The organism is Kaistella sp. CFF1-2 (assembly GCF_059509915.1).
In genome coordinates, this window is sequence record NZ_JCAKLF010000001.1 from 254,795 (window position 1) to 278,076 (window position 23,282).

24 protein-coding genes are annotated in these 23,282 nt (G+C 35.0%); 11 read left to right on the forward strand and 13 right to left on the reverse strand.

The features are described 5' to 3' along the window. Window positions 1-26 precede the first annotated feature (26 nt). Complete coding sequence (locus AC5XHR_RS01180; RefSeq protein WP_495948942.1) at window positions 27-446, reverse strand: hypothetical protein; 420 nt, start codon at window positions 444-446, stop codon at window positions 27-29. 25 nt (window positions 447-471) lie between these two features. After that, window positions 472-1,107, reverse strand: coding sequence for a 16S rRNA (guanine(527)-N(7))-methyltransferase RsmG (gene rsmG / locus AC5XHR_RS01185; protein WP_495948943.1), 636 nt, complete (start codon window positions 1,105-1,107; stop codon window positions 472-474). Window positions 1,108-1,200: 93 nt separating this feature from the next. Here rsmG and AC5XHR_RS01190 point away from each other — a divergent pair, with 93 nt between their 5' ends. Then, a complete protein-coding gene (locus AC5XHR_RS01190; protein WP_495948944.1) occupies window positions 1,201-1,863 on the forward strand; it encodes a metal-dependent transcriptional regulator in 663 nt (220 codons plus the stop codon). 33 nt (window positions 1,864-1,896) lie between these two features. Here the strand turns inward: AC5XHR_RS01190 and AC5XHR_RS01195 are convergent, their stop codons facing one another. From AC5XHR_RS01195 to gyrA, 3 genes are all read right to left on the reverse strand, one after another. Beyond that, window positions 1,897-3,291, reverse strand: coding sequence for a retroviral-like aspartic protease family protein (locus tag AC5XHR_RS01195; RefSeq protein WP_495948945.1), 1,395 nt, complete (start codon window positions 3,289-3,291; stop codon window positions 1,897-1,899). A 73-nt stretch (window positions 3,292-3,364) separates the two neighbouring features. Next, complete coding sequence (locus AC5XHR_RS01200) at window positions 3,365-4,741, reverse strand: tetratricopeptide repeat protein (RefSeq protein ID WP_495948946.1); 1,377 nt, start codon at window positions 4,739-4,741, stop codon at window positions 3,365-3,367. 31 nt (window positions 4,742-4,772) lie between these two features. Further along, window positions 4,773-7,418, reverse strand: a complete 2,646-nt coding sequence (gene gyrA, locus AC5XHR_RS01205; RefSeq protein ID WP_495948947.1) for a DNA gyrase subunit A — start codon at window positions 7,416-7,418, stop codon at window positions 4,773-4,775. Window positions 7,419-7,646: 228 nt separating this feature from the next. On the opposite strand from gyrA, the gene AC5XHR_RS01210 reads away from it, so the two are divergent. Further along, complete coding sequence (locus AC5XHR_RS01210) at window positions 7,647-7,964, forward strand: DUF4286 family protein (protein ID WP_495948948.1); 318 nt, start codon at window positions 7,647-7,649, stop codon at window positions 7,962-7,964. A 43-nt stretch (window positions 7,965-8,007) separates the two neighbouring features. Here AC5XHR_RS01210 and AC5XHR_RS01215 read toward each other — a convergent pair whose 3' ends face one another. Together AC5XHR_RS01215 and AC5XHR_RS01220 are read right to left on the reverse strand one after the other, a co-directional pair. Continuing rightward, window positions 8,008-8,856: an aldose 1-epimerase family protein gene (locus AC5XHR_RS01215; protein WP_495948949.1), complete on the reverse strand. Its 849-nt coding sequence runs from the start codon at window positions 8,854-8,856 to the stop codon at window positions 8,008-8,010. 9 nt (window positions 8,857-8,865) lie between these two features. Then, window positions 8,866-9,912 carry an acyl-CoA reductase gene (locus AC5XHR_RS01220; RefSeq protein WP_495948950.1) on the reverse strand — a complete coding sequence of 349 codons (1,047 nt, stop codon included), beginning with the start codon at window positions 9,910-9,912 and terminating at the stop codon, window positions 8,866-8,868. A gap of 52 nt (window positions 9,913-9,964) precedes the next feature. Between AC5XHR_RS01220 and AC5XHR_RS01225 the strand changes: the two genes are divergently transcribed. The 5 genes from AC5XHR_RS01225 to AC5XHR_RS01245 are packed head-to-tail and all read left to right on the forward strand — an operon-like array spanning window position 9,965 to window position 15,037. Then, window positions 9,965-10,315 (forward strand): 4Fe-4S binding protein, encoded by a 351-nt coding sequence (locus AC5XHR_RS01225; protein WP_495948951.1) that lies wholly within the window; start codon window positions 9,965-9,967, stop codon window positions 10,313-10,315. Window positions 10,316-10,355: 40 nt separating this feature from the next. Then, a complete protein-coding gene (gene serC, locus AC5XHR_RS01230; protein WP_495948952.1) occupies window positions 10,356-11,414 on the forward strand; it encodes a 3-phosphoserine/phosphohydroxythreonine transaminase in 1,059 nt (352 codons plus the stop codon). A gap of 36 nt (window positions 11,415-11,450) precedes the next feature. Next, window positions 11,451-12,410 (forward strand): NAD(P)-dependent oxidoreductase, encoded by a 960-nt coding sequence (locus tag AC5XHR_RS01235; RefSeq protein ID WP_495948953.1) that lies wholly within the window; start codon window positions 11,451-11,453, stop codon window positions 12,408-12,410. A 3-nt stretch (window positions 12,411-12,413) separates the two neighbouring features. After that, window positions 12,414-13,658, forward strand: coding sequence for a DUF1015 domain-containing protein (locus tag AC5XHR_RS01240; protein ID WP_495948954.1), 1,245 nt, complete (start codon window positions 12,414-12,416; stop codon window positions 13,656-13,658). 17 nt (window positions 13,659-13,675) lie between these two features. Beyond that, the gene (locus tag AC5XHR_RS01245; protein ID WP_495948955.1) at window positions 13,676-15,037 is read left to right on the forward strand and encodes a M20/M25/M40 family metallo-hydrolase; all 1,362 of its coding nucleotides are present in this window, start codon (window positions 13,676-13,678) and stop codon (window positions 15,035-15,037) included. 60 nt (window positions 15,038-15,097) lie between these two features. On the opposite strand, the gene AC5XHR_RS01250 is transcribed toward AC5XHR_RS01245, so the two are convergent. The 3 genes from AC5XHR_RS01250 to AC5XHR_RS01260 all read right to left on the reverse strand — a co-directional run bounded on the left by AC5XHR_RS01250 (window position 15,098) and on the right by AC5XHR_RS01260 (window position 17,853). Beyond that, complete coding sequence (locus AC5XHR_RS01250; protein ID WP_495948956.1) at window positions 15,098-16,111, reverse strand: peptidylprolyl isomerase; 1,014 nt, start codon at window positions 16,109-16,111, stop codon at window positions 15,098-15,100. A 74-nt stretch (window positions 16,112-16,185) separates the two neighbouring features. Further along, entirely contained in the window at window positions 16,186-16,701 is a 516-nt protein-coding gene (locus tag AC5XHR_RS01255; protein ID WP_495948957.1) for an FKBP-type peptidyl-prolyl cis-trans isomerase, read from the reverse strand. Window positions 16,702-16,791: 90 nt separating this feature from the next. Beyond that, window positions 16,792-17,853, reverse strand: a complete 1,062-nt coding sequence (locus tag AC5XHR_RS01260; RefSeq protein ID WP_495948958.1) for a branched-chain amino acid aminotransferase — start codon at window positions 17,851-17,853, stop codon at window positions 16,792-16,794. Window positions 17,854-17,937: 84 nt separating this feature from the next. Here AC5XHR_RS01260 and mnmC2 point away from each other — a divergent pair, with 84 nt between their 5' ends. Together mnmC2 and AC5XHR_RS01270 are read left to right on the forward strand one after the other, a co-directional pair. Continuing rightward, the gene (gene mnmC2 / locus AC5XHR_RS01265; protein ID WP_495948959.1) at window positions 17,938-18,621 is read left to right on the forward strand and encodes a tRNA (5-methylaminomethyl-2-thiouridine)(34)-methyltransferase MnmC2; all 684 of its coding nucleotides are present in this window, start codon (window positions 17,938-17,940) and stop codon (window positions 18,619-18,621) included. Between the two features lie 47 nt (window positions 18,622-18,668). Then, window positions 18,669-19,082: an NUDIX domain-containing protein gene (locus AC5XHR_RS01270; protein WP_495948960.1), complete on the forward strand. Its 414-nt coding sequence runs from the start codon at window positions 18,669-18,671 to the stop codon at window positions 19,080-19,082. Window positions 19,083-19,089: 7 nt separating this feature from the next. Here AC5XHR_RS01270 and AC5XHR_RS01275 read toward each other — a convergent pair whose 3' ends face one another. Beyond that, on the reverse strand, window positions 19,090-19,794 hold the full coding sequence (locus tag AC5XHR_RS01275) for a DUF4294 domain-containing protein (protein WP_495948961.1): 705 nt from the start codon (window positions 19,792-19,794) through the stop codon (window positions 19,090-19,092). Between the two features lie 53 nt (window positions 19,795-19,847). Between AC5XHR_RS01275 and chrP the strand changes: the two genes are divergently transcribed. Then, window positions 19,848-20,921, forward strand: coding sequence for a chryseobasin maturation metalloprotease ChrP (chrP, locus tag AC5XHR_RS01280; protein ID WP_495948962.1), 1,074 nt, complete (start codon window positions 19,848-19,850; stop codon window positions 20,919-20,921). Between the two features lie 31 nt (window positions 20,922-20,952). Further along, on the forward strand, window positions 20,953-21,603 hold the full coding sequence (gene rpe, locus AC5XHR_RS01285) for a ribulose-phosphate 3-epimerase (RefSeq protein WP_495948963.1): 651 nt from the start codon (window positions 20,953-20,955) through the stop codon (window positions 21,601-21,603). A 74-nt stretch (window positions 21,604-21,677) separates the two neighbouring features. Here the strand turns inward: rpe and AC5XHR_RS01290 are convergent, their stop codons facing one another. Further along, window positions 21,678-22,097 carry a nucleoside-diphosphate kinase gene (locus tag AC5XHR_RS01290; RefSeq protein ID WP_495948964.1) on the reverse strand — a complete coding sequence of 140 codons (420 nt, stop codon included), beginning with the start codon at window positions 22,095-22,097 and terminating at the stop codon, window positions 21,678-21,680. Between the two features lie 256 nt (window positions 22,098-22,353). Next, window positions 22,354-23,280 (reverse strand): ribosome small subunit-dependent GTPase A, encoded by a 927-nt coding sequence (rsgA, locus tag AC5XHR_RS01295; RefSeq protein ID WP_495948965.1) that lies wholly within the window; start codon window positions 23,278-23,280, stop codon window positions 22,354-22,356. Window positions 23,281-23,282: the final 2 nt, after the last annotated feature.

Here is a 23,282-nt window from a genome sequence, read left to right on the forward strand (position 1 = left end):
TTTTTGATTTCCCTTTTAAAAATACGCTATTTCACGACTATTTTCTTTTCTATCCAAAGGTCGCCACCGGCAGTATCTTGACCATTCCAAAATTGAAACGTATAGGTTCCGGTAGTTTGAGGTTGAAAGTTTAATTTTGATTCAACCGCCGTTTCATTAGTTCCGCACGCTTCATTCGTTTTAAATTTTACTGCGGCTACTTTTCTTAGTAAACCCGATTCACTTCGATAATCATAACCAGAAAAACCTTCACAATTATCTTTTAACTGCGAAAAAGTAGAAATAACTTGTGTTTGATAAACATCCATGGTATCACTTGCAATTCGAACACTATCAATTTTCACTATTTCTATTGCTTCTATTGGTGTATCTTCGTCATTAAGACATGACGTTACGACCAACAATGAAAACCCGCAAAGCATTGAAATTGGAATAAACTTTTTCATAATCAGTTGATTTTATCAAGTAAACTTACGAATTAAAATTTCCTTTGGAAAGGTAAACGACTTTTTTAGTTTCGAAGAACTCTTCTTCAAAATGCGAACTCAACTTAAAAATTTCACATTTTATTCCTGCTAATTCTTCTCCTAAATCACCACCTTTCAAATACAAAACGCCATTATGTTTAGCATTGATTTGATCTTTTAGAAATTTTCCTTTCAACCATCGTAAAAATTCTGGCATTGCCGTAACCGCACGCGATACAACAAAATGAAACTGATCTTTCACTTTCTCCGCTCTTCCATGAATGGCAGTCACATTTTTCAAACCTAACGCTTCAGAAACGCCTTCTACCACTTTAATTTTTTTACCAATAGAATCTATTAACGTAAAGTGGGAATCTGGAAATAAAATAGCTAATGGAATTCCTGGAAAACCACCACCAGTACCAATATCCAAAACTTTGGATCCTGGAGCAAATTCCATGATTTTTGCAATTCCCAACGAATGAAGAATGTGTTTTTCGTACAAAAACTCGGTGTCTTTTCTTGAAATCACATTGATTTTTTCGTTCCAATCCAAATACAATCCTTCCAAAGCTTCGAATTTCTGCTTTTGATCTTCTGTAATATTTGGAAAATATTTTAAAACTAAGTGAACTCCCATAAAATAAAATGTCTACAAAAATAAGGTTTTAAAAGTGTTTGAAAAAATGTTTTACAACTTCTATTTGTTATCTAACTTTTGTATCTTTAAGGCATGATTACGTTGTCTGAAGAAAACTATTTGAAAGCCATTTTCCATTTAATTGATTCTAAAAATCAAGTTACGGTGAATGAAATTAGCAAGTTTTTGAACATTAAAATGCCGAGTGTGAATAGCATGATGAAGAAATTTGCGGATAAAAATTGGGTTATTTATGAAAGTTACAAACCGCTTACGATAACCAAAGAAGGGAAAATTCAAGCGGCTCAAGTAGTACGTAAACATCGATTAACAGAGATGTTTTTGGTGGATAAAATGGATTTCGGATGGGAAGAAGTTCATGAAATTGCGGAGCAAATTGAACATATCAAATCCGAACGATTTTTTGATAAGATTGATGAACTTCTGCATTATCCAAAAGTGGATCCCCATGGCTCTCCGATTCCTGATAAAGAAGGAAATATCATTGAAAAAAATTATAAAAAGCTCAGCGAATGTCAGGAAAATCAAACGGTCATTTTCAAAAGCATTGCAGAATCAACCAAAGAATTTTTAAATTATCTTAATCAAAAAGAATTGGCTTTAGAAGCGGAAATGAAAATTTTGGAAAAAGATAGTTTTGACAAAACCATCTTAGTTGAATACGATCAAAAGAAAGAAAAATTCAGTCTTATTGTTTCAGAAAAGCTTTTAGTTGAACAAAAAAAACCGGAATAAATTCCGGTTTTTATTTTTAGTAGTTGCTACTATTTATTTTCCTTTCGCTTGTAAAGCTGCTTCCTTCGCTTTGAATTCTGCTGCTTTAGCTTCATTTCTTGTCGAAGTATATAAACCTCTTAGAAGTGATACTGCATCGATGTTTTCTGGATCTGCTTGATACCATTTTTCTGCAACTGGTAATGCTGAAGCCATTCTCTTTCTTCTTGCATCAATAACCGCATTCGCTTCATCTACTTTCCCAGATTTTCTCAAATCATTGTATTCCTTCATAACCTTTTCATCATCACCAATCGTCAAGAAAGCCATATTCTGCCAAGCATTTGCAAATTTCGGATCAATATCCGTTGCTTTTTTCAAATATCCAAGAGCTTCATCTAAACGTGCTGGATCTTTTCCAGCTAAAACTCCAAGGTTATACCATGAATTTTTATCGTTTGGATTTTTAGTAACTGTATTTTTCAATGAAGCCATGAACTGATCTGTGTTTCCAGAATTATAAAACGCTAAGCCTTTCGCTTCTTCAAATTTTGAATTATTTGGAAACTTCTTAATCGCTTTATCTGCTAAAGAAATTGCTTCATCATAACGTCTTAATTCACTCAATAAAACAATATTGCTTTCGTACAATTCTGCTTCAATGTTCTTTGCTGTTTCTGTTGTGAAATCTTTATATTCTTTAGTTCTCCAGTTTTTTTTGTAGTATTCCCAAGCTTTTTTTTCTAATGTTACTAAATGTCCAGTCCTATTTCTTGCAAGATATTTAGTTTCCGAACCTGTATATCCAGAATCAATTAAATGATTGAAAGCTTCTACCGCTTTGTCTTTATAATCTGAAACTGCATAGGTAATTGCAGAGTAATATAAATACTGCTTGTTGTCTTGTCCAGCTGCTTTTAATAAGTTGTACAATTCTCCAAATTTAGGTCCTGCTGTATTGTAATCTTTTTTTTCATAGGCTGCCATTGCTTCATCATTTACTTTTTGAATCTTATATTCTAAATTTTTGTTAATATTAACAGCCATATTTTTATTGAAATCACTATAAGAATCAATCTCTCTTTTTTTTAAAATTATTAACTCATTACCAGATAATTGTATTGTTCCTAATTTAGAGATTGCAGAAAGCCCCAATAGTAATGGTGCTTTAGTTTCATGTACAATAGATGCTGAAACATTATATAAAAAATGACCTTCTATTTCAATAACCTTAATATTAACTAGAGTTCCTTCATGTATATCTCCATTTGCTATACTATACCTGACCTTCCCACCAATATCTTCAGTTGAAAGAAAACCATTCTTTAACATAAACATGGCTTCAGTTAGTGAAATTGAAACATCTGAAGCACCTGTATCTAGAATAAACTTCATGGGAAGTCCATTTATTTTACAAGGTACTAAATAAACTCCACCATATTCCTCCATTAGAACACGAGTTTGCGCAAAACTAGAACTTGTAAAAAATAGAAAAAAAAAGCATATCAGTTTAATAAGAAATTTACTTTTTCTCTCCCTTTTCATTTAGCATTTTTTTAAATTCTTCCGCCTTTAAATTATTACCAGTTGATGAATATAGACTTCTTAGTATTGAGATAACATCTAAGTTACTTGGATCTGTCTGATACCATTTTTCTGCAATTGGTAATGCTTCAGCCATTCTTTTTCTTCTTGCTTCAATTACTGCATTAGCCTCATCTACTTTTCCCGATTTTCTCAAAGCATTATAGCTATCCATCGTTTTCTCATCGTCACCAATTTTAAGCATAACCATCTGGTACCATGAATCAGTATTTTTTGGATCTAATTCCACTACCTTTTTAAAATAATTAAACGATTCTTCAGAACGAGATGGATCTTTACTTGTCACAATCCCTAAATTTAGCCAAGAAATTTTATCATTTGGGTCTTTTGTTATAGATTCCTTTAATGAAATAATAAATTGATCAATTTGGCCAGTATTATAATATGCAAGCCCTTTCTCTTCTTGAAATTTACTATTCTTTGGGAATTTTTTAATTGCTTTATCAGTTAACTCAATAATTTCATTATTACGTTTAAGTTCCTTTAATACTTGAATATTTGCTTCATATATTTCCTCCTCAATATTCTTTGTAGTTTCTATTGTGAAATCTTTGTATTCACTTCCACCACCCATTTTTTTATACAAATCCCAAGCGCTCTTATCTAAAGCAACTGTTTGTCCAGTCTTATCTTTAGCTAAATATTTAGTCTCAGATCCTGTGTAACCAGAATTAATTAATTGATTAAAAGCATCTACCGCCTTATCTTTATGATCTGAAACCGCATACGTAATTGCAGAATAATATAAATACTGTCTACCGTCTTGTCCAGCAGCTTTTATCAAATTGGACAATTCTGCAAATTTTGGTCCTGCAGTATTATAGTCTTTTTTCTCATAGGCTCCCATTGCCTCTTTATTAACGGCTTGGATGGTTGGTTCTAGAGATTGTCCAATTTTTGGGGCAAGTATTGGTGTATACTTTTCCTCTTTTAATCCAGAAATTCCTGATTGATCAGCTGCGGCTTTACCTACAAAATAAACTCTTTCTTTACCTTGTTTACCCGTATAAATAGTTTGCTTCAGATCGCCTATTCTCGCAAGAATATCTCCACCTTCAGCCACTTTTCCAGTTTTTAATAAAGCCAAACCTTTTGCATAATAGTATTGTTCTAAAACAGAAGGCTCTAATAAATATAATTTTCCTCCTAATTGAGATTCAGCTGCAGAAATTTGAGAATTTGCTGTAGAGGTATCTCCTGATTCAATTGCTTTTACAGCTGCTGCAATCTCTTTTTTCTGAGCATAAGAAAATGTCGCTGCTATTAACGTCAAACTTAAAATTACTTTTTTCATTGATATCGTATTAAGTGATTATAAACAGATTTTATTCATCATCTGCTTCATCTTCTAGTTTTTTATTGTCTTTTTCTTCTTGTTCTTCAATTTTCTTTAGAACGTCAGCGTCCCCCATATTGCTCACGGAATTATCTCCCGTTTGCGGAGCATTTTTAAACTCAGGGAAATCACTATTTACCGAAGCTTCACCTTCTTCCAATTCTTCCTCATCTCCTTCTACATCTTTATCCATTTCTACTTTCGCGATAGCTGCAATTTCGTCTCCTTTTTTCAGGTTAATAACACGAACTCCTTGTGTATTTCTACCCATAATACGAAGTTCGTCCATTCCCATTCGGATCGCAACACCAGACTTATTGATAATCATCAAACCATCTTCATCTGTTACATTCTGAATTGCAATTAACTCTCCTGTTTTTTCAGTGATATTTAAGGTAATAACTCCTTTTCCTCCTCTGTTGGTGATACGGTAATCTTCTACTGCTGTTCTTTTTCCATATCCTTTCTCCGAAACAACAAGTACTGATTCGTTATCAATGTCTTTCACAACAATCATACCAACCACTTCATCTTTCTCCTCAAGGGTAATTCCTTTCACCCCGATAGATCCTCTACCAACTTCACGAACTTTCTCTTCAGGGAAACGAATACACTTACCATTACGAGATGCAATCATAATTTCCGATGTTCCATCTGTTAATCTAGCCCCTAATAATTGGTCATTTTCACGAATTTCAATGGCGTTAATACCATTAACTCTTGGACGTGAATAAGCTTCTAATGACGTTTTCTTGATTGTTCCGTTTTTCGTAATCATCACGACGTTCATTTGGTTTACGTATTCAGTATCCTTAAGATCGTTCGTTCTAATATATGCCTTAATCTTATCATCTGGTTCGATGTTAATTAAGTTCTGGATCGCTCTTCCTTTTGCCGTTTTCGAGCCTTCTGGAATTTCGAATACACGTAACCAATAACATTTTCCTTTTTCTGTAAAGAACAACATATATTGGTGATTCGTTGCAGAAACGATGTATTCTAAGAAATCTTCATCACGAGTTGTTGCAGCTTTATTTCCTACACCACCACGGCTCTGAATTTTATATTCTGAAAGAAGTGTTCTCTTAATATATCCAGCATGTGAAATTGTAAGAACCACATTTTCATTCGGAATGATGTCTTCAATAGACATTTCACCACCAGAATAATCGATATCGGTTCTTCTTTCGTCACCGTATTTTTCTTTAACTTCTAATAACTCGTCTTTAATAATTTGGAATCTTCTTGGTTCGTTCGCCAAAATATCTTCTAAATCATTAATTAAATTCATGATTTCTTCGTATTCAGAACGGATTTTATCCAATTCCATACCCGTTAAACGAGCCAAACGTAAATCTAAAATTGCTTGAGCTTGAATATCAGATAATTCAAATTCCGACATTAAGCCTTCTTTCGCATCCTGCGGATTTTTCGCTCCACGGATAATTGCAATCGCTTTATCTAAGGTTGCTTGTGTTGCAATAACACGCATGAAACCTTCTAAAATATGCGCTCTTTCGCGTGCTTTTTTAAGATCGTATTCCGTTCTTCTGATCACTACTTCATGACGGTGATCCACAAAATGACGAATAATATCTTTTAAATTTAGCTGTTCAGGTCTTCCTTTAACTAAAGCAATGTTATTTACTGAAAACGAAGTTTGTAGCGCAGTGTATTTGTACAATAAGTTTAATACAACATTTGGAATCGCATCGTTCTTTAATTCATAAACAACACGCAAACCTTTTCTATCCGATTCGTCTCTGATTTCGTAAATACCAGGAATTTTATCGTCCTTCACCAACTCTGCAGTTCGGGCGATCATTTCCGCTTTATTTACTTGATATGGAATCTCGGTAACAATAATTGCATTACGGTTTCCGATTTCTTCAAAATTTACTTTTGCACGAAGAACGATTCGTCCACGACCTGTTTGGAACGCATCGCGAACTCCATCATAACCATAGATGATACCTCCTGTTGGGAAATCTGGAGCGATGATCAACTTCATTAAATCATCAATAGAAACTTCGTTATCATCAATGTAAGCACAAATCGCATCAACCGATTCTGATAAGTTATGAGGCGCCATATTCGTCGCCATACCTACTGCAATACCCGACGCTCCGTTCACTAATAGATTTGGGATTTTTGTAGGTAAAACCGTAGGTTCTGTTAAACTGTCGTCAAAGTTATTTTGAAAATCAACCGTTTCTTTGTCTAGTTCAGCCAGAACTTCATCTGAAATTTTCTTCAAACGAGCCTCGGTATAACGCATTGCTGCAGGCGGATCACCATCCATAGAACCGAAGTTCCCTTGTCCATCCACTTGCGGATATCTCAAACTCCAAGGTTGCGCCATACGAACCATTGCGTCGTACACGGAAGAATCTCCATGTGGGTGATATTTACCCAAAACATCCCCAACGATTCTGGCAGATTTTAAGTATTTTCTATTGGAAAAAACTCCCAAACCATACATCCCGTACAACACTCTTCTATGTACTGGTTTCAAACCATCTCGTACGTCTGGTAACGCTCTCGAGACAATTACAGACATCGAATAATCGATGTAAGACGATTTCATCTCATCAACAATGTTGATTGGAATTAACCTTTCTCCTTCCTTGTGCATATAATCTTTTATTTTACTGATAATCAGCGTTTAAAAAAGTTCGCTGATTGCAATTGTTTTTTAGTATTTAATAACGTGCTAATGTACGAAATTTTGCCGACTTTCTTTATAATAAGACCGTATAAAAAATCGAAAATCTTATCCACATTCAACTTTAAATAAAGCTCATTTTAGAGATTAAAATATTTTCATGGATAAATTCCTTATTTTCGCATAAAAAATTGAAATATGAGCGTTTTAAGCATCACCTTTCACTGTCCTAAGAGCTATTTAGAAGCTTGGGAAACCTATGTAAACGATACTTTGGGTTTGATGGCGGAAAATTTAATGGAAGTGGATCAATACATTTTATCGGAAGTACACACCGAAATGCTTAGTGAGGGAAAAAATTATAATTTGCTACTCATTTTTGCAAACGACGACCTAAGAGCACAATTCGTAGAAAACGAAATGCTTAATATCGAGGAACGAGTGCAAGCAAAATTTGGTGAAAATGTTATGATTTTCCCAACATTTTTAAATCCGATAAAATCTAGAAAAAACTAAAATCCGGCTTATGCCGGATTTTTTTTTCGTAAAATTATAAAATTTAGTAGCCAGTAATACTAAAAGTAAAAGATTCTGATTGCCTTGATTCCAATTTCCGAATTCCTTCTTTTTCTGTCAACTCTTGATTATGATCTGCATGATCTGCAACGCCTAACCATGGTTCAATACAAATATAAGGAGCATCTTTTTTAGTCCAAATTCCTAAGAATGGAAAATCAGGAAATTCTATCTTTACAACTTTCAAATCCTCTTTCCATAAAGTCACCTGACTTGTAGTATAATTTTTAAAGACAAGTGTATCATAATCAAATAATTCAATATTCAAATCAAAACGATTATTTTTCAAAGGAATATCAAACGTCCTTCCAGAAACAATTCGGTTATCCAATTGATACGAAATTACGTCTTCTTGAGGATCAAACTCTATCGAAAATTCGTCCAATTTCCCATCCAAAGCAAACGCGGGATGCGCTCCAATACTATACCACAACTCTCCACTACTTGGATTCGTAATTGTATACGTAATACACAGTGAATCATCTTTTAACAAATACGAAATCTCTAAAATAAAATCAAAAGGAAATTTCTTTTTGGTTTCTTCGTTGGACTCAATAAAAAAGGATACAAAATCTTCCTTTTGCGCTTTAATTTTGAATTCTATATCGCGAGCAAATCCATGGATAGTTAATGGATATTTTTCACCTTGATAGAAAAACGAATCATCTTTCAAAGCGCCTACAATTGGAAAAAGAACAGGTGAAGTTTTATTCCAAAACCGAGTATCAATATCCCAAAGTAGGTTTTTGCCGTCTTTTTTCAGACTGAACAATTCGGCACCTTGATGTTTGATCACCGCTTCTAATGACGAATTTTTAATTTTTGTTTCCATAAAAATCAATTATAAAACTTCTAAAAACTGCATCGTATCCACATTATCGGCATACGTATTTAGTGACGGATGCTGAGCTTCACCAAGACCAATACTGTCTTTAATGGACAATTTTGGACTTGCTACAACGCATTGGATGTCTTTTTCGTTTTCTGTCAAGAATTTTTCAACTTCTTTAATATCCGAATATCGACTGAAGTTAAGCACCGAAAGTGGAGAAAACAATTGATCATCTTCCTTCAAAAGGACAAAATTATTATCCCAGAACTTTTCTTGATTCAGTAAGTAAATTGCTCGATTATATTCGTAATTATTGGCGTATTTGTTATGATTAATCACCTCGCCAAAATTGATAAAATTCTCAAAAAGACGATCCAATTTAAAATCTTGCGGAATAAAAAGTCGAGTCACATTACGACATCCCAAACCATAATATCGGAAAATATCTTCAGCTAGAAGTTGTAATTCTTCATCGGTTTCAGTTCCTGATAAAACCGCAACTGAAGTTCTATTTTTTCTAATAATTGACAAATAATCTTTAAAGTAGAATTCTAGATAACGCGCCGTATTATTACTTCCAGTGGCAATTACAGCGTCAAAATTTTCTAATTTTTCAACAATTTCATACGAAATTGAATTATCAGAAAACTCATTCCATTTTTTCATTAAAAACGGAATCATCACTTGATCTTTTGATGACAATTTAATTAAAGGAATATTTCCACTTAACACAACGGAAATCACATCATGAAAACCAACCAACGGAATATTTCCTGCCAAAATCAACCCTACTTTTTTCGGTTTTTCACTTTGACTATACTGCGAAAGCCAATTCTCAATAGATTCCTTTTTCAACAAATCTGCCCATTGACCAAGCGCATACTTTTGATTTTCAATGGTGAACCACGGGTTATCAATTAAAGACTTTCTTAAAATAGGGTTCAATTCATCTTCCTGATTCATTGAATTTTCAGGATCTAATTCTACAAAATTACGTAGGTAATCTCCTAGTTTACAAAGACCTAAAATTTGCTTCTCTCGTGTGATAAATTCCATAAAATTGACAGATTTTTCTTACTTTTGTGCAAATTTAAAAATAATATCAGCAATGGCTATTAAAATAACAGATGAATGTATCAACTGTGGGGCATGTGAGCCAGAATGTCCGAACAATGCAATCTATGAAGGCGCTGTGGACTGGAAAGCTTCTGATGGAACCACTCTTAACGGAATGGTTACATTAACTTCTGGACTTACAATTGATGCAGATGCTCCTCAGGAACCGGTAAGTGACGATGTTTATTTTATTGTTACAGACAAATGTACCGAGTGTAAAGGTTTCCATGAAGAGCCTCAATGTGCGGCGGTTTGCCCTGTTGATTGTTGTATTCCGGATGAAGATCATGTGGAAACTGAATCTGAATTGCTAGAGAAAAAAGCATTTTTACACGAGGAATAATCGATCCTTGAACATAACTCGATTTTATTAAAATATTTTAATGAAGAAACATAATTTCAGCGCAGGACCAAGTATTTTACCTCAAGAGGTTTTTGAGAAGGCATCGCAAGCAGTGTTGGATTTTGAAGGAATGGGGCTTTCTATTTTAGAAATTTCGCATCGTAGTAAAGAATTCGTAGCAGTAATGGAGAATGCCAGGACCTTGGTGAAGAAATTAATGAAGCTTGGTGATGATTACGAAGTTTTGTTTTTACAAGGAGGCGCAAGTCTTCAGTTTGCAATGGTTCCCTATAATTTGCTTTCAGAGGGTGGAAAAGCAGCATATCTAGATACTGGAAATTGGGCAGCAAATGCTATAAAAGAAGCTAAAAAATTAGGAAATACCGAAATTATTGCATCTTCAAAAGCAGATCAATATTCGTATATTCCGAAAGATTACGTGGTAGATTCTTCTTTTGATTATTTCCACTGTACATCAAACAATACCATTTACGGAACGCAAATGCATGAATTTCCTGACATGGAAATCCCAATGGTTTGCGATATGAGTTCGGATATTTTTTCAAGAGAAATTGATTTTTCAAAATTTGGATTAATCTACGCTGGAGCTCAAAAAAACATGGGTCCGGCTGGTGCAACATTGGTTGTTGTAAAAAAAGATATTTTAGGAAAAGTTCAGCGAACGATGCCTACGTATTTTGATTTACAAGCACATATCGAAAAAGAATCCATGCTCAATACTCCACCTGTTTTTGCCGTGTACACTTCCCTATTGACTCTTCAATGGTTGGAAAACAACGGTGGAATTGCTGGTGCTGAAGCGAGAAATCAAGCGAAAGCAGATTTACTATATAACGAAATAGACGAAAACCCTTTGTTTGAAACATTTTGCCGAAAAGAAGATCGTTCTTTGATGAATGTTTCGTTTAAATTAACCGACGAAAATAGCAAAGAAGCTTTTGATAAAGCTTGGAAAGATGCTGGTATTAGCGGTTTGAATGGTCACAGAAGTCTTGGCGGTTACCGCGCAAGTATTTACAACGCAATGCCAATTGAAAGTGTTCAAGTATTGGTAGATGTAATGAAATCGTTTAGATAAAAAAGGAAAATTCCAAATTAAGGAAGGAAGCAAAATATGAAAGTGTTAGCCAATGACGGATTTTCTAAAGCAGCAGAACAAGTGCTTCAAAATTCGGAAATCGAACTTATCGAACATAAAGTGGCTCAAAGTCAGCTAGCCAAATTCATTCAAGAAAATGAAATTGAAGGCTTGGTGGTGAAAAACACGACAAAGGTTGATCAAAACCTTTTAGATGCTTGTCCTAACCTTAAACTAATCGGAAAATTAGGAAATCAACTCGATAATATTGATGCAGATGCTGTTATCGATCGAGGGATTTATTTACTTCATACCCCAAAAGCCGTTGCGCGATCTATCGCCGAATTGGTTTTTGCACACTTCTTTACCTTAGCCCGTTTTCTTCACGATTCCAACCGAATGATGCCTTTGGAAGGCGATACCATCTTTACAACGTTAAAGAAATCGTATAGTAATGCTTATGAATTAGAAGGAAAAACATTAGGTGTTATTGGAAGCGATGCTTCTGCACAAGAAGTTTTAAAAATGGGAATTTCTTTAGGAATGAAGGTATTCTACTTCGATTCTGAACAAAAAGAAGTATCTTTAGAAATAGACTTTTTTGATGGTCAAAAACTACAGTTTACTCTTCAAAGCGAAGCGAGTTTAGACGATCTTTTAGCGAAGTCAAAATTCATTTCTATCAATCAAAGAAAAGAAAGTAAGTATATCATTGATTTTCCAGAAATTGAGAAAATGCAAAGTGGTGCATTTCTTGTTAATGCTGGAGAAGCAGGAACTGTGAATGAAGTCGCTTTAGTAGAAGCTTTAGACAACAATAAATTGGCAGGAGCCGCTTTGGATGTCTTTGAGAAAGGAACCAAACCTGAGTTGCCTATTTTAATGAACACATCCATGTCGCTTTCGCCCAATTTAGGGAGTTACACTCTAGATGCCGATGATAAAATGGCCATTGAAATGGCAGAATTAGTAGTAAAAACACAAAAGAAATTTTAGGATATGCCCATATTTAGACCTTTTAGAGGGGTAAGACCAAATACCGATTATATCGATAAATTCCCGACGCGATCTTTAGACTTGTTTTCAGAAGAAGATATTGCAAAGAAAGCGCAGGAAAACGACACGTACATCCAAATGATTAAACCATTTGTGGTAAGCAAGTCGAAAGATTTAGATCGTAATCTTCGAAAAATTAGACATAATTTCGAAGAACTTTTGGAAGAGAAAAAATTGGTTCAAGATAATTCTTGTTATTATCTATATCAACAAATTATGCCTAACGGAACCATTTTCAGAGGTTTGTTAGGTCTTGCAAGTGTAGATGATTTCAACGAAGGGAAAATCAAAAAGCACGAAGCAACCATCAAAGATCGCAAAGAGAAACTTGCTCATTATTTGGACAAAGTGAATCTTCAAGCAGAACCTGTTCTTTTAACATACAAATCCAATTCGAAAATCGAATTGTTTATGAATCAAGAAGAAAAATCGGTTCCGATTATCAATTTCACTTCCGAAACGGGGACAAAACATAAAATTTGGCGCATTGACAATCGTTTGAAAATGCAACAGATTAAAGAAGTTTTAGATCAAGTTGATTCATTCTATATTGGTGATGGGCATCACCGAATTGGTTCTAGTGCGCTTCATGCACAAAAAATGAATGGTAAAGGCAAAAAGCATAATCCAAACGAACCACACAATTTCGTATTCAGTTATATCGTTTCCAAAGATTCTGTAAAAATTCATGACTACAATCGTCTTGTGAAGTCTTTGAATGGAATGAAAAAAGAAGATTTTTTAGCTAAAATTGAAAAAAACTTCAATATTCATAATAAAGGCGAAACTCCGTATTTCCCATCTCAAAAGTTTCACTTAAGTTTGTATTTAGACGGAGAGTTCTACTCGCTTCACGTCACGCATGATTTACGTAAAAAACATGCTGGTGGAAACGATTTAGATCATTTCTTTTTAGAAGAATATATTTTCAAAGAAATTCTAGGAATCGAATTGGAATCTGAAAGTGACAATATTGATTATCTGAAAGGAAATTCGTCTATTGATGGCATTAAAGCATTAAAAGACAAAGTAGATTCGGGTGAATATGAAGCTGCTTTTGGTGTGTATCCGGTAAGTTTTAATGATTTGATTAAAGTATCGGACAAACAAATAAAAATGCCACCAAAATGCACTTTAGTGGTTCCAAAATTAATGACTGCTTTGGTGATGTATGATATGAAACCATAAGATCACATCAAAATACTATGAAAAAATTAACGATGATTCCACTCTTTTTGGGTGGAATGTTGTTTTCACAACAAAAGCAAGACTCGGTTGAGTTTAGAAAAATCGCCTACGAAGTTCTAAATTACAGTAATGCGTACGACAATCTGAGATCATTAACCAAAGATATTGGACATCGCTTAAGCGGTTCGGATGCCTACGAAAAAGCAGTTGATTGGTCTGTTTCCAAACTAAAAGAAGCTGGAGCTGATAAAGTTTGGAAACAAGAAGTGATGATTCCCGTTTGGAAACGTGGTGCAGAATCACTTCAAATCAGATCCAAAGGTCAAAGATGGAAATCGGTGAACATGCTTTCACTTGGAAACTCAGAAGGAACCAAGGGAAAAGATTTAGTAGGTGAAGTAATCGTTGTTAATTCTTATGCTGAATTTGATAAACTTCCAGAGTCCGCTGTAAAGGGGAAAATCGTTTTGTTCAATTACCCTTTCAAACAAGAATTAATTAGCATGTCCGATGCTTACGGAGACGCATCTTCATATCGTTCAAGATCAGCATCAATTGTGGCTAAAAAAGGCGGAAAAGCAGTTATTGTACGTTCTTTAAGTTCAACTTATGATGAACATCCACATACGGGAAGTATGCGCTACGAAGAAAATACGGAGAAAATTCCTGCGGTTGCAGTTGGAACAAAAACGGCAGACCAAATGGAAAAACAGATTCGAAATCGTGGTTTAGAAATTAAACTTAATTCGAATTGCGGTATGCAAGCCGACAAGAAATCCTACAACGTTATAGCGGAAATCACAGGAAAGGTGAATCCACAAAATATTATTATTGCTGCGGGACATTTGGATTCTTGGGATGTGGGCGAAGGTGCGCATGATGACGGTACCGGAATTGTACAATCGATCGAGGTTTTGAGAGCTTTTAGAAAGTTAGGAATTCCAAATAAAAATACAATTCGTGTAATTTGTTATGCGAACGAAGAAAACGGCGTTCGTGGTGGAAACTCGTATTTAGATTATGCAAAAAAGACGAATGAAAAACACCTTTTTGCTATTGAAAGTGATGCGGGAGGCTTTACACCAAGAGGTTTTTCCTTGGATATGCCCGAATCAGATCGTCAGAAAATTCAAGCTTGGCGTGAGTTGTTTAAACCCTATCAACTTCATGATTTCGAAAACGTTTGGGGCGGTGTTGATATTGCGCCACTAAAAGCATTGAAAGTTCCTTTGGCTGGGCTTGTTCCCGATTCTCAACGTTATTTTGATTTGCATCACAGCGCTTTGGATACGTTTGAACAAGTTAACAAAAGAGAGCTTCTTTTAGGTGCGATGGCGATGACTCAATTAATCTATATGATTGATCAAAACTGGAAATAAGTTTAAACCAATTAAAACATAAAATAAAAAAGAGTAGAAAAATCTACTCTTTTTTTATTGTTATTTGTTTCCGGCGTCAACTAATTGAACTTCAAAAATCAACCAAGCATTTCCTGGAATAACTCCACCTCCTGCTCCTCTAGCACCATACCCTAAATCTGGCGGAATAAGGAACGTTGCTTCGTCACCTTCATGCAACAAAAGAACTCCTTCGTCCCAACCTTTGATAACTTGACCAATTCCTACTCCAAATTCAATAGGTTCTCCTCTTTTGAAAGAGTTATCAAACTCGTTTCCATTGGTTAGCTTTCCAGCATAATGAACTTTTACCGTGTTTCCAGGTGATGGTTGAGATCCCGTACCTTTTTTGGTAATTTTATACATCAAACCTGAAGGCGTTGTTTGCATTTCTGCTTTTAAATCTGCTAATTTTTTAGCAGCTTCCGCTTCTAATTTTGCTTGATAGGCTTTATTATTTTCTTCGATTTTGTCTTTACCCGCTTCAAAAATCTTCGCTGCGTCGTAATGCTTGTACTGATCTCCTTTAGAGAAAATAGATACTTTTTCTAAAACGATATCCGTTTTTGGTTTATCCGAAGGCCCTTTTTCAACATTAGCAATCACATCAATAATTCCTTCTCCTTGAACCACTTTACCGAAAATCGTGTGTCTTCCATCCAACCAAGGCGTAGCTACTTCCGTAATGAAAAATTGAGAACCATTTGTATTAGGACCTGAGTTTGCCATCGACAAAATTCCTTTTCCTGTATGCTTCAATTCGTTTTTCTCATCACCAAATTTGTATCCAGGATCACCCATTCCAGTTCCTTTTGGGTCACCACCTTGAATCATGAAATCCTTAATCACACGGTGAAAGATCGTTCCATCATAAAACGGAACTCCTTTTCCTTTTGATTTATTTTCAATTTTACCTTCAGCCAAACCAACGAAATTCGCTACCGTTACTGGTGATTTTTCGTCTTCAAACTTAACCACCATATTTCCTTTGGAAGTTTGAAAATTAGCATACAAGCCATCTTTTAAACCTTCGTACGTTTCTTTGTCTACATTCATTTTTTTATAAATTGGCGTACAGCTGACCATAGAGCCTATAACTGCCGCAGTTAATAATCGTTTTGAAATCATATTTATTGAATATCGTTTACTTTGAGTTTGATGATGATGGGCAAATCATTAGGGATTTTGTTTTCATCACCTTTCGATCCAAATGCAAGGACCGATGGAACTAGTAAAGTTGCTTCTTCTCCTTTATTCATGTGCATCAGGGCATCTTCAACAGCCAGAACTTCTCTTTCTTTTACTGGATAAACCTGATCTTTTATCGTTTTCTCAGGATAAATTTTCTCATTGTTAAAATCAAACAACTCATATTCGTAGGAAAACAATTTCGCTTGGTTAATCATTTTTCGATTTGAAAAATCAATCGACGACCAATAATTTTCTGTAGTTGAAAAAAAGGTTTGCTTACTTTTTACAATCCAATCCTCAATAAACTTTCGTTCTTGAGCATTACGGATTTTGTTTCGTTCCTTAGAAACATCCAAGTCGGTCACCTTTTTTTCGCCACCAATAGGAGCAAAAGCTTCCTGCTTTTTGCAAGCAAGACAAACCAAAAGAACTAAAAGAAAATATTTCCCATTCATGCAGGTGCGAAAATAAGAATAATTATCAAGTTTTTCAAACAAAAATGCCGAAGCATGTGCTCGGCATTTTATATCGATAATGTTTAAATCTTAGTATTTTTTCTCAACCAAAACTCTCCATCCGAATGGATCTTCTGCTTGGTTTGTTTGGATATCTACTAAATCTTTTTTCAAAGTCAACGCGTAGCTATCTTCTTGTGATAAAACTTCAAGATCAAGTCTTTCTCCTTCATATCCTAACGCTTTAAACGTATTGGTAACAACGGCAGTTCCTACACCCCAAACTTCTTTCAGGCTACCATGTTTGTGCGCAGCTACTACATCAGCAACTTTGATATCACCAACAACAACTTCAATTCCTCTTTTCTTAGCCAATTGAAGGAAGCTATCACGTGTAACTCCATCCAAAATTTTATCAGATGTTTCTGGCGTATAAATCGTATCGTTAATACGAACGAAAACGTTCATTGTTCCACTTTCTTCAAATTTAGTGTGCGTTGCATCATCCGTCCAAATAATTTGGTCGAAACCTTCATCATTAGCCAGTTGCGTTGGGTAGAAAGAAGCTGCGTAGTTTCCAGCCGCTTTAGCCGAACCAACACCTCCACTCGCTGCTCTTGAATAATAATCTGAGATTTTTACCGCAACTGGTTCTGCATAATACGTTTTTGCAGGTGTTGCAACAATTGCGAACATATATTTTTCTGAAACTCTCGCTTTCAAAGCTTCTTCAGTAGCGAAAATCAACGGTCTAATATATAATGACATTCCTTCTCCTTGCGGAATCCAACCTCTATCGATGTCTACTAAAGCTTTCAAACCTTCAACGAAGATTTCTTCAGTAACCTCAGGCATCGCAAGACGCTTCGCCGATTTGTTGATCCTTTCAAAGTTTTTCTGAACTCTAAATAAGAAAACATCGTCGTTTTGGTCTTTGTAAGCTTTCATTCCTTCGAAACAAGCTTGACCATAGTTAACTCCCATCATCGCTGGTGAAAAAGGTAGCGGTCCGTAAGGAACTACTTTTACATCACCCCATTTTCCGTTTTCATACTCACAAATCACCATATGATCGATGAACGTATTACCAAATGAGAAATTTTGAGGATCAAAACCTGCTAAACGAGAATCGGTGGTCTTTTGAATTATCATTTTTTTAAATTTTATTGAATAAAACAAATATATGATAAATTCTGTAAACTGAGAAAATTAATTTAAATTTGACAAAAAATAGGCATGCAACGGGAAATAAGAACGACCGAAGACGGTTATAAAACTTTATTTATCAATAAATTAGATGAAGGCTACCATTCAAGTCATGGTGCGCTTCAAGAAGCTAAACACGTTTTTATTGATAATGGACTAAAATTGATAAATGATTGCGAAATCAATATTTTAGAACTCGGATTCGGTACAGGTTTGAATCTTTTAGTGACAATTGATGAATTTTTGCAAAATCAGAAGTATGATAAAAATCATGTCATTCATTATTATACGATTGAAAAATATCCCGTTTCAGCAACTGAAATAGAAAGTCTAGCGTATTCACCACTTTTTACCTTTCCTAATGCGGAAGCTATTTTCAATAAAGCGCATGATTCAGTGTGGGGAACCGAAGTTGAGTTGCTTCCTAATTTCTTTCTTACAAAATTTGAAGCCGATTTTTTTGCAATTCCGCAATTGAATCTTCCACAAATTAATTTGGTTTATTTTGATTGTTTTGGTGCTCGTGTTCAACCTGATTTGTGGGAAAAGCCTTTATTTGAACTAGTTTCTGACCTTGTTAAATCCAATGGACTTTTAACAACGTATTCGTCTAAAGGAAGCGTACGTCGTATCTTAAAAGAATTAAATTTCAATGTTGAAAAAGTTCCTGGACCTCCTGGAAAACGTGAAATGATTAATGCATGGAAAGCCTAAAATTTCGTAGAATTTAGTACATTCGTTTAGAATTCAAATTTCAAAAAATGATTGATCGATTCAATGTTCGTGTTTATGGAGTCTGTTTAAAAGACCAATCCGTATTGGTTTTACATGAAGAGTATGCGGGAAATTATCTCACCAAACTTCCTGGTGGCGGACTCGAATTTGGTGAAGGAACAGTCCAATGTCTCGCTCGTGAATTGGAAGAAGAATTGAATCTGACACTTAAATCAGCTACTCATTTTTATACGCAAGAAGATTTCGTGCAATCTCGCTTTCGAGAAAACGAGCAACTTTTGACCATCTATTATTTAATGGAAGTTGAAAGCACGGAAGATTTATTAATTCTTGATCCTTGTATTGAACGTGTTGAGTGGGTTCCTATTTTCCAAGAAAATCCCTTTGAACTTCCTGTTGATCAAATTGTATACAAAAAACTACAAGAGCAATTCTTGTAGTTCTGTATTATTTTCGGACTTTAAAATCTTGATAACCCTCGTAAGGTTGTAGATAACCGAGATTCCAGTTACTTTGTAGCAGATTTTCTACAAAAGCATCTACTCTATTTTCGTGCGGATCGTAGGGCTCTTTCAAATCAACATCTGCGATATTCCCTTTAACATTCCACCAAAATGCGCTAAAACCACCACGAAGATCTTTGATGATTTCGTAGACTGTTTTTCCCGTTGCACGATTCATTAATTTAGCAAAAACTTGCCCTTCAGAAGTCGTTAAATCGCGCAATTTACTCTCATATTCCGATGCCAATTCAGCTTGTTTTTGTCTGGCAAATTTCCTTCTATCACTTCCCTCCATTGCGGCTAATTCTACCTGCAAATCTCGATATTGTTGCAATGCCATTAAAAACAACGGATACACACGATTCAGTTTTTTATTTAAAAAGAAATAATAATTACGATCTAGTTGATTATTGAAATCAGGTTTACTTGTTAAGATTAATTCATCCAAAACCACGACAGTTTCCCCATTTATCTCATAAATCTTCGCTTTTTGCGCTGCATCATAAACATAACGATTGCCAAACTCATCTACCTTAATTCTATCGGCTGGATACTGACTAAGCGTCTTAAAATCTTCTTTTTCTGTCTGCGCACTTAAGATTGATGAAGAAGTGATGAAAAGGATGAAACAAAACTTATTAAAATTCATTACTTTTACCTTCGTTATTTTGGTTCTCAAACCGCAAAAATCATTCCCTTTCTATGAAACTAACTAAAAATTCTGAAAGATTTCTTAAAAATTATTTAAACACTTCATCTCCAACAGGATACGAACATAACGGGCAAAAAATATGGATGGATTACATTCGGCCCTATGTGGACAAAATTGAAGTGGACAATTACGGAACGTGCTATGGTGTCATCAATCCTGAAGCCGAATTCAAGGTCGTTATCGAAGCACATGCTGATGAAATTTCATGGTATGTGAATTATATTACCGATGATGGATTGATTTATGTGATTCGAAATGGTGGTTCCGATCAAACGATTGCCCCATCGAAAGTAGTCAACATTCACGGTGAAAAAGGAGTTGTAAAAGGTGTTTTCGGATGGCCAGCTATTCATACAAGAGCTAATCAAAACGAACCAATCCCTAAAATTGAAAATATTTTTATCGATTGCGGAGCAACGACCAAAAAAGAAGTTGAAGATTTGGGAATTTATGTTGGATGCATGATTACGTATCCAGATGAGTTTTTCGAATTGAATGATCGTTATTTCGTTTGCCGCGCATTAGATAACCGAATTGGTGGATTTATGATTGCTGAAGTCGCTAGAATGCTGAAAGAAAACAAGAAAAAGTTGCCTTTTGGATTGTATATTACCAACTCCGTTCAGGAAGAAGTAGGACTTTATGGCGCTGACATGATCGCTGATACAATAAAGCCAAACATTGCTATTGTAACGGACGTTACGCACGATACAACAACACCAATGATTGATAAAAAGAAAGAAGGTGACCAAAAATGCGGTGATGGACCGGTTGTGTTTTTCGCACCAAGCGTTCACCATACCATTCGAGAATTGATTATTGATGCAGCTAAAGCAAATAAAATTCCTTTTCAAAGAGCGGCAGCTAGTCGAGCTACGGGAACGGATACGGATGCATTTGCGCATTCTAACGGCGGTGTTCCAAGTGCATTAATTTCGCTTCCACTTCGATACATGCATACAACGGTTGAAATGGTTTCTAAAGAAGATGTTGGAAACGTCATCAAACTGATTTACGAAAGTTTGCTGAAAATTAAACCAACAATGAAATTAAAATACCACTAGAATCTAATAAAAATCTAAATAAGAAGTAAAAATGAAAACAAAACTTATCGCTCCTTCCCTTTTATCAGCGGATTTCGGAAACTTGCAACGCGATATCGAAATGCTAAATCGATCTCAAGCAGATTGGTTCCATGTTGATGTCATGGACGGAAGATTTGTACCCAATATTTCGTTCGGTTTTCCAGTAATGAAGACAGTTCAGAAACACGCGAAGAAATTCGTTGACGTGCATTTGATGATTGTAGAACCAGAAAAATATGTTGAAGAATTTATTGATGCTGGTGCCGATTTGGTTTCGGTTCATTACGAAGCGTGTACGCATTTGCACAGAGTTATTAATCAAATTCAAAGTAAAGGAGCAAAAGCAGGTGTCGTTCTGAATCCTGCAACTCCCGTTTTAATGTTAGAAGACATTATCGCAGATGTTGATTTGGTTTTATTGATGAGTGTGAATCCAGGATTTGGAGGTCAGAAATTCATTGAAAACACGTACAAAAAGATTAGCGAGACCAAAGATTTAATCTTAGCAAACAACTCAACTGCTTTAATTCAAGTTGATGGCGGTGTTAATTTAGATAATGCATCAAAGCTATTTAATGCTGGTGCCGATGTTTTGGTTGCTGGAAACGCTGTTTTCTCTGCTGAAAATCCAGAAAGCATGATTGAATTGTTGAAGATTTAATTCAACACCAAATATAAAGCAATAAAAAAAAGTTCGGAGATTCTCCGAACTTTCTTTATTCTAAACCAATTTTCTTAGAAAATCTCTTTTCCTGCAAAATGGAAAGAAGCTTCGATTAACGCATTCTCATCAGAATCTGATCCGTGAACTGCATTTTCTCCAACGCTTCTAGCGAACATTTTTCTGATTGTACCTTCCGCAGCATTTTCTGGGTTAGTCGCTCCAATTAATGTTCTGAAATCTTCAACAGCATTGTCTTTTTCAAGAACAGCTGCAACGATAGGACCTCTACTCATGAATTCTACCAACTCCCCATAGAAAGGTCTTTCTGCGTGAACTTCATAAAATTTCTTTGCATCAGCAACCGTTAATTGAGTTAATTTTAAAGCTTTGATATTGAATCCCGCTTCTGTAATTTTACCAAGGATTGCTCCAATGTGCTTATCCTCAACCGCATCCGGTTTAATCATCGTAAAGGTGATGTTTCCTGCCATAATCTTTAAATTTTTGTTGTGCAAAATTAAGAAATAGTTTGTATATTTGCTATGGAAATTCACACATGTAGAGCTCAATGTCACTTTGGCATACTAGTTGCTAATTATTAATTGATTCTCATGTTTAATTTGAGTTTTCATGGTTATTAGTTTTTACCCAGCTTAGGCTGGGTTTTTTTATGCGTATATCGCTGAAAATCATATAAAAAAAGTCGAAACAAAAATTTCGACTCTAACTTTTATAATGATATTAAATTTATTTAGCATTCATTTCTTCTGCCTCATCCATCAACTTGATATAATTCATATAGCGACTTTCTTGGATTTCATCTTCCTCGACCGCTTGCAAAACCGCACATTTGGGTTCATTTATGTGCAAACAATTGTGAAACTTGCATGATCTTCCTTTTGTAAAAATCTCTGGAAAGAAATGTTGAATTTCTTCTTTCTCAACATCAATCATGGCAAATTCGCGGACTCCAGGTGTATCGATAACGCTTCCTCCAAAATCCCAAAAATGCATTTGAGCATAGGTTGTCGTATGTTTTCCTTTTAAATGAACATCAGAAATCTCACCAGTTTTTAAATTCAATTCCGGTTGTAAAGCATTAACTAATGTTGACTTTCCACATCCTGAATGTCCAAAAAATACAGAAACTTGATCTTTTATTTTCGATTGAAGAATATCTAAATTTTCTTTTGAAAACGAAGATGTTTGCAACGTTTCATATCCAATTTGCTCGTAAATCGATTGAACGAACTCAACAACTTCCAATTCTTCTTCATTCAATGTATCAATCTTATTAAATAAAATCAACGGTTTGATATTGTACGCTTCACAACACGCTAAAAATCGATCTAGAAAACCTAAAGACGTTTCTGGAAATTTATACGTGTAAATAAAGCAAGCAATATCAATATTGGACGCAATGATATGAGCCTCTTTTGAAAGATTTACAGATTTCCGAATTAAATAATTTTGTCTGGGTTCAATTTTCGTGATCCAAGCAACATCGTCTTGTTCCAAACTAAACTCAACTCGATCGCCAACCGCCAAAGGATTGGTTAATCTCGTTTTTATTAGTTTGAATTTCCCACGAATACGGGCCTCAAAAACAGTGTTGGTATCAAGTTCTAAGACCTGATACCAACTTCCTGTAGATTTTATGACTAAGCCTTTCAAGC

Excerpts from the sequence above, each read along its gene's own strand:
- AC5XHR_RS01210 (WP_495948948.1), top strand. The coding sequence starts at position 7,647 with ATGAGCGTTTTAAGCATCACCTTTCACTGTCCTAAGAGCTATTTAGAA.
- AC5XHR_RS01195 (WP_495948945.1), bottom strand. The coding sequence starts at position 3,291 with ATGGAGGAATATGGTGGAGTTTATTTAGTACCTTGTAAAATAAATGGA.
- AC5XHR_RS01235 (WP_495948953.1), top strand. The coding sequence starts at position 11,451 with ATGAAAGTGTTAGCCAATGACGGATTTTCTAAAGCAGCAGAACAAGTG.
- AC5XHR_RS01225 (WP_495948951.1), top strand. The coding sequence starts at position 9,965 with ATGGCTATTAAAATAACAGATGAATGTATCAACTGTGGGGCATGTGAG.
- serC (WP_495948952.1), top strand. The coding sequence starts at position 10,356 with ATGAAGAAACATAATTTCAGCGCAGGACCAAGTATTTTACCTCAAGAG.
- mnmC2 (WP_495948959.1), top strand. The coding sequence starts at position 17,938 with ATGCAACGGGAAATAAGAACGACCGAAGACGGTTATAAAACTTTATTT.
- rsmG (WP_495948943.1), bottom strand. The coding sequence starts at position 1,107 with ATGGGAGTTCACTTAGTTTTAAAATATTTTCCAAATATTACAGAAGAT.
- AC5XHR_RS01180 (WP_495948942.1), bottom strand. The coding sequence starts at position 446 with ATGAAAAAGTTTATTCCAATTTCAATGCTTTGCGGGTTTTCATTGTTG.
- AC5XHR_RS01240 (WP_495948954.1), top strand. The coding sequence starts at position 12,414 with ATGCCCATATTTAGACCTTTTAGAGGGGTAAGACCAAATACCGATTAT.
- AC5XHR_RS01275 (WP_495948961.1), bottom strand. The coding sequence starts at position 19,794 with ATGAATTTTAATAAGTTTTGTTTCATCCTTTTCATCACTTCTTCATCA.
- AC5XHR_RS01270 (WP_495948960.1), top strand. The coding sequence starts at position 18,669 with ATGATTGATCGATTCAATGTTCGTGTTTATGGAGTCTGTTTAAAAGAC.
- rpe (WP_495948963.1), top strand. The coding sequence starts at position 20,953 with ATGAAAACAAAACTTATCGCTCCTTCCCTTTTATCAGCGGATTTCGGA.
- gyrA (WP_495948947.1), bottom strand. The coding sequence starts at position 7,418 with ATGCACAAGGAAGGAGAAAGGTTAATTCCAATCAACATTGTTGATGAG.
- AC5XHR_RS01190 (WP_495948944.1), top strand. The coding sequence starts at position 1,201 with ATGATTACGTTGTCTGAAGAAAACTATTTGAAAGCCATTTTCCATTTA.
- AC5XHR_RS01215 (WP_495948949.1), bottom strand. The coding sequence starts at position 8,856 with ATGGAAACAAAAATTAAAAATTCGTCATTAGAAGCGGTGATCAAACAT.
- AC5XHR_RS01220 (WP_495948950.1), bottom strand. The coding sequence starts at position 9,912 with ATGGAATTTATCACACGAGAGAAGCAAATTTTAGGTCTTTGTAAACTA.
- AC5XHR_RS01290 (WP_495948964.1), bottom strand. The coding sequence starts at position 22,097 with ATGGCAGGAAACATCACCTTTACGATGATTAAACCGGATGCGGTTGAG.
- chrP (WP_495948962.1), top strand. The coding sequence starts at position 19,848 with ATGAAACTAACTAAAAATTCTGAAAGATTTCTTAAAAATTATTTAAAC.
- AC5XHR_RS01245 (WP_495948955.1), top strand. The coding sequence starts at position 13,676 with ATGAAAAAATTAACGATGATTCCACTCTTTTTGGGTGGAATGTTGTTT.
- AC5XHR_RS01200 (WP_495948946.1), bottom strand. The coding sequence starts at position 4,741 with ATGAAAAAAGTAATTTTAAGTTTGACGTTAATAGCAGCGACATTTTCT.
- AC5XHR_RS01250 (WP_495948956.1), bottom strand. The coding sequence starts at position 16,111 with ATGAATGTAGACAAAGAAACGTACGAAGGTTTAAAAGATGGCTTGTAT.
- AC5XHR_RS01255 (WP_495948957.1), bottom strand. The coding sequence starts at position 16,701 with ATGAATGGGAAATATTTTCTTTTAGTTCTTTTGGTTTGTCTTGCTTGC.
- AC5XHR_RS01260 (WP_495948958.1), bottom strand. The coding sequence starts at position 17,853 with ATGATAATTCAAAAGACCACCGATTCTCGTTTAGCAGGTTTTGATCCT.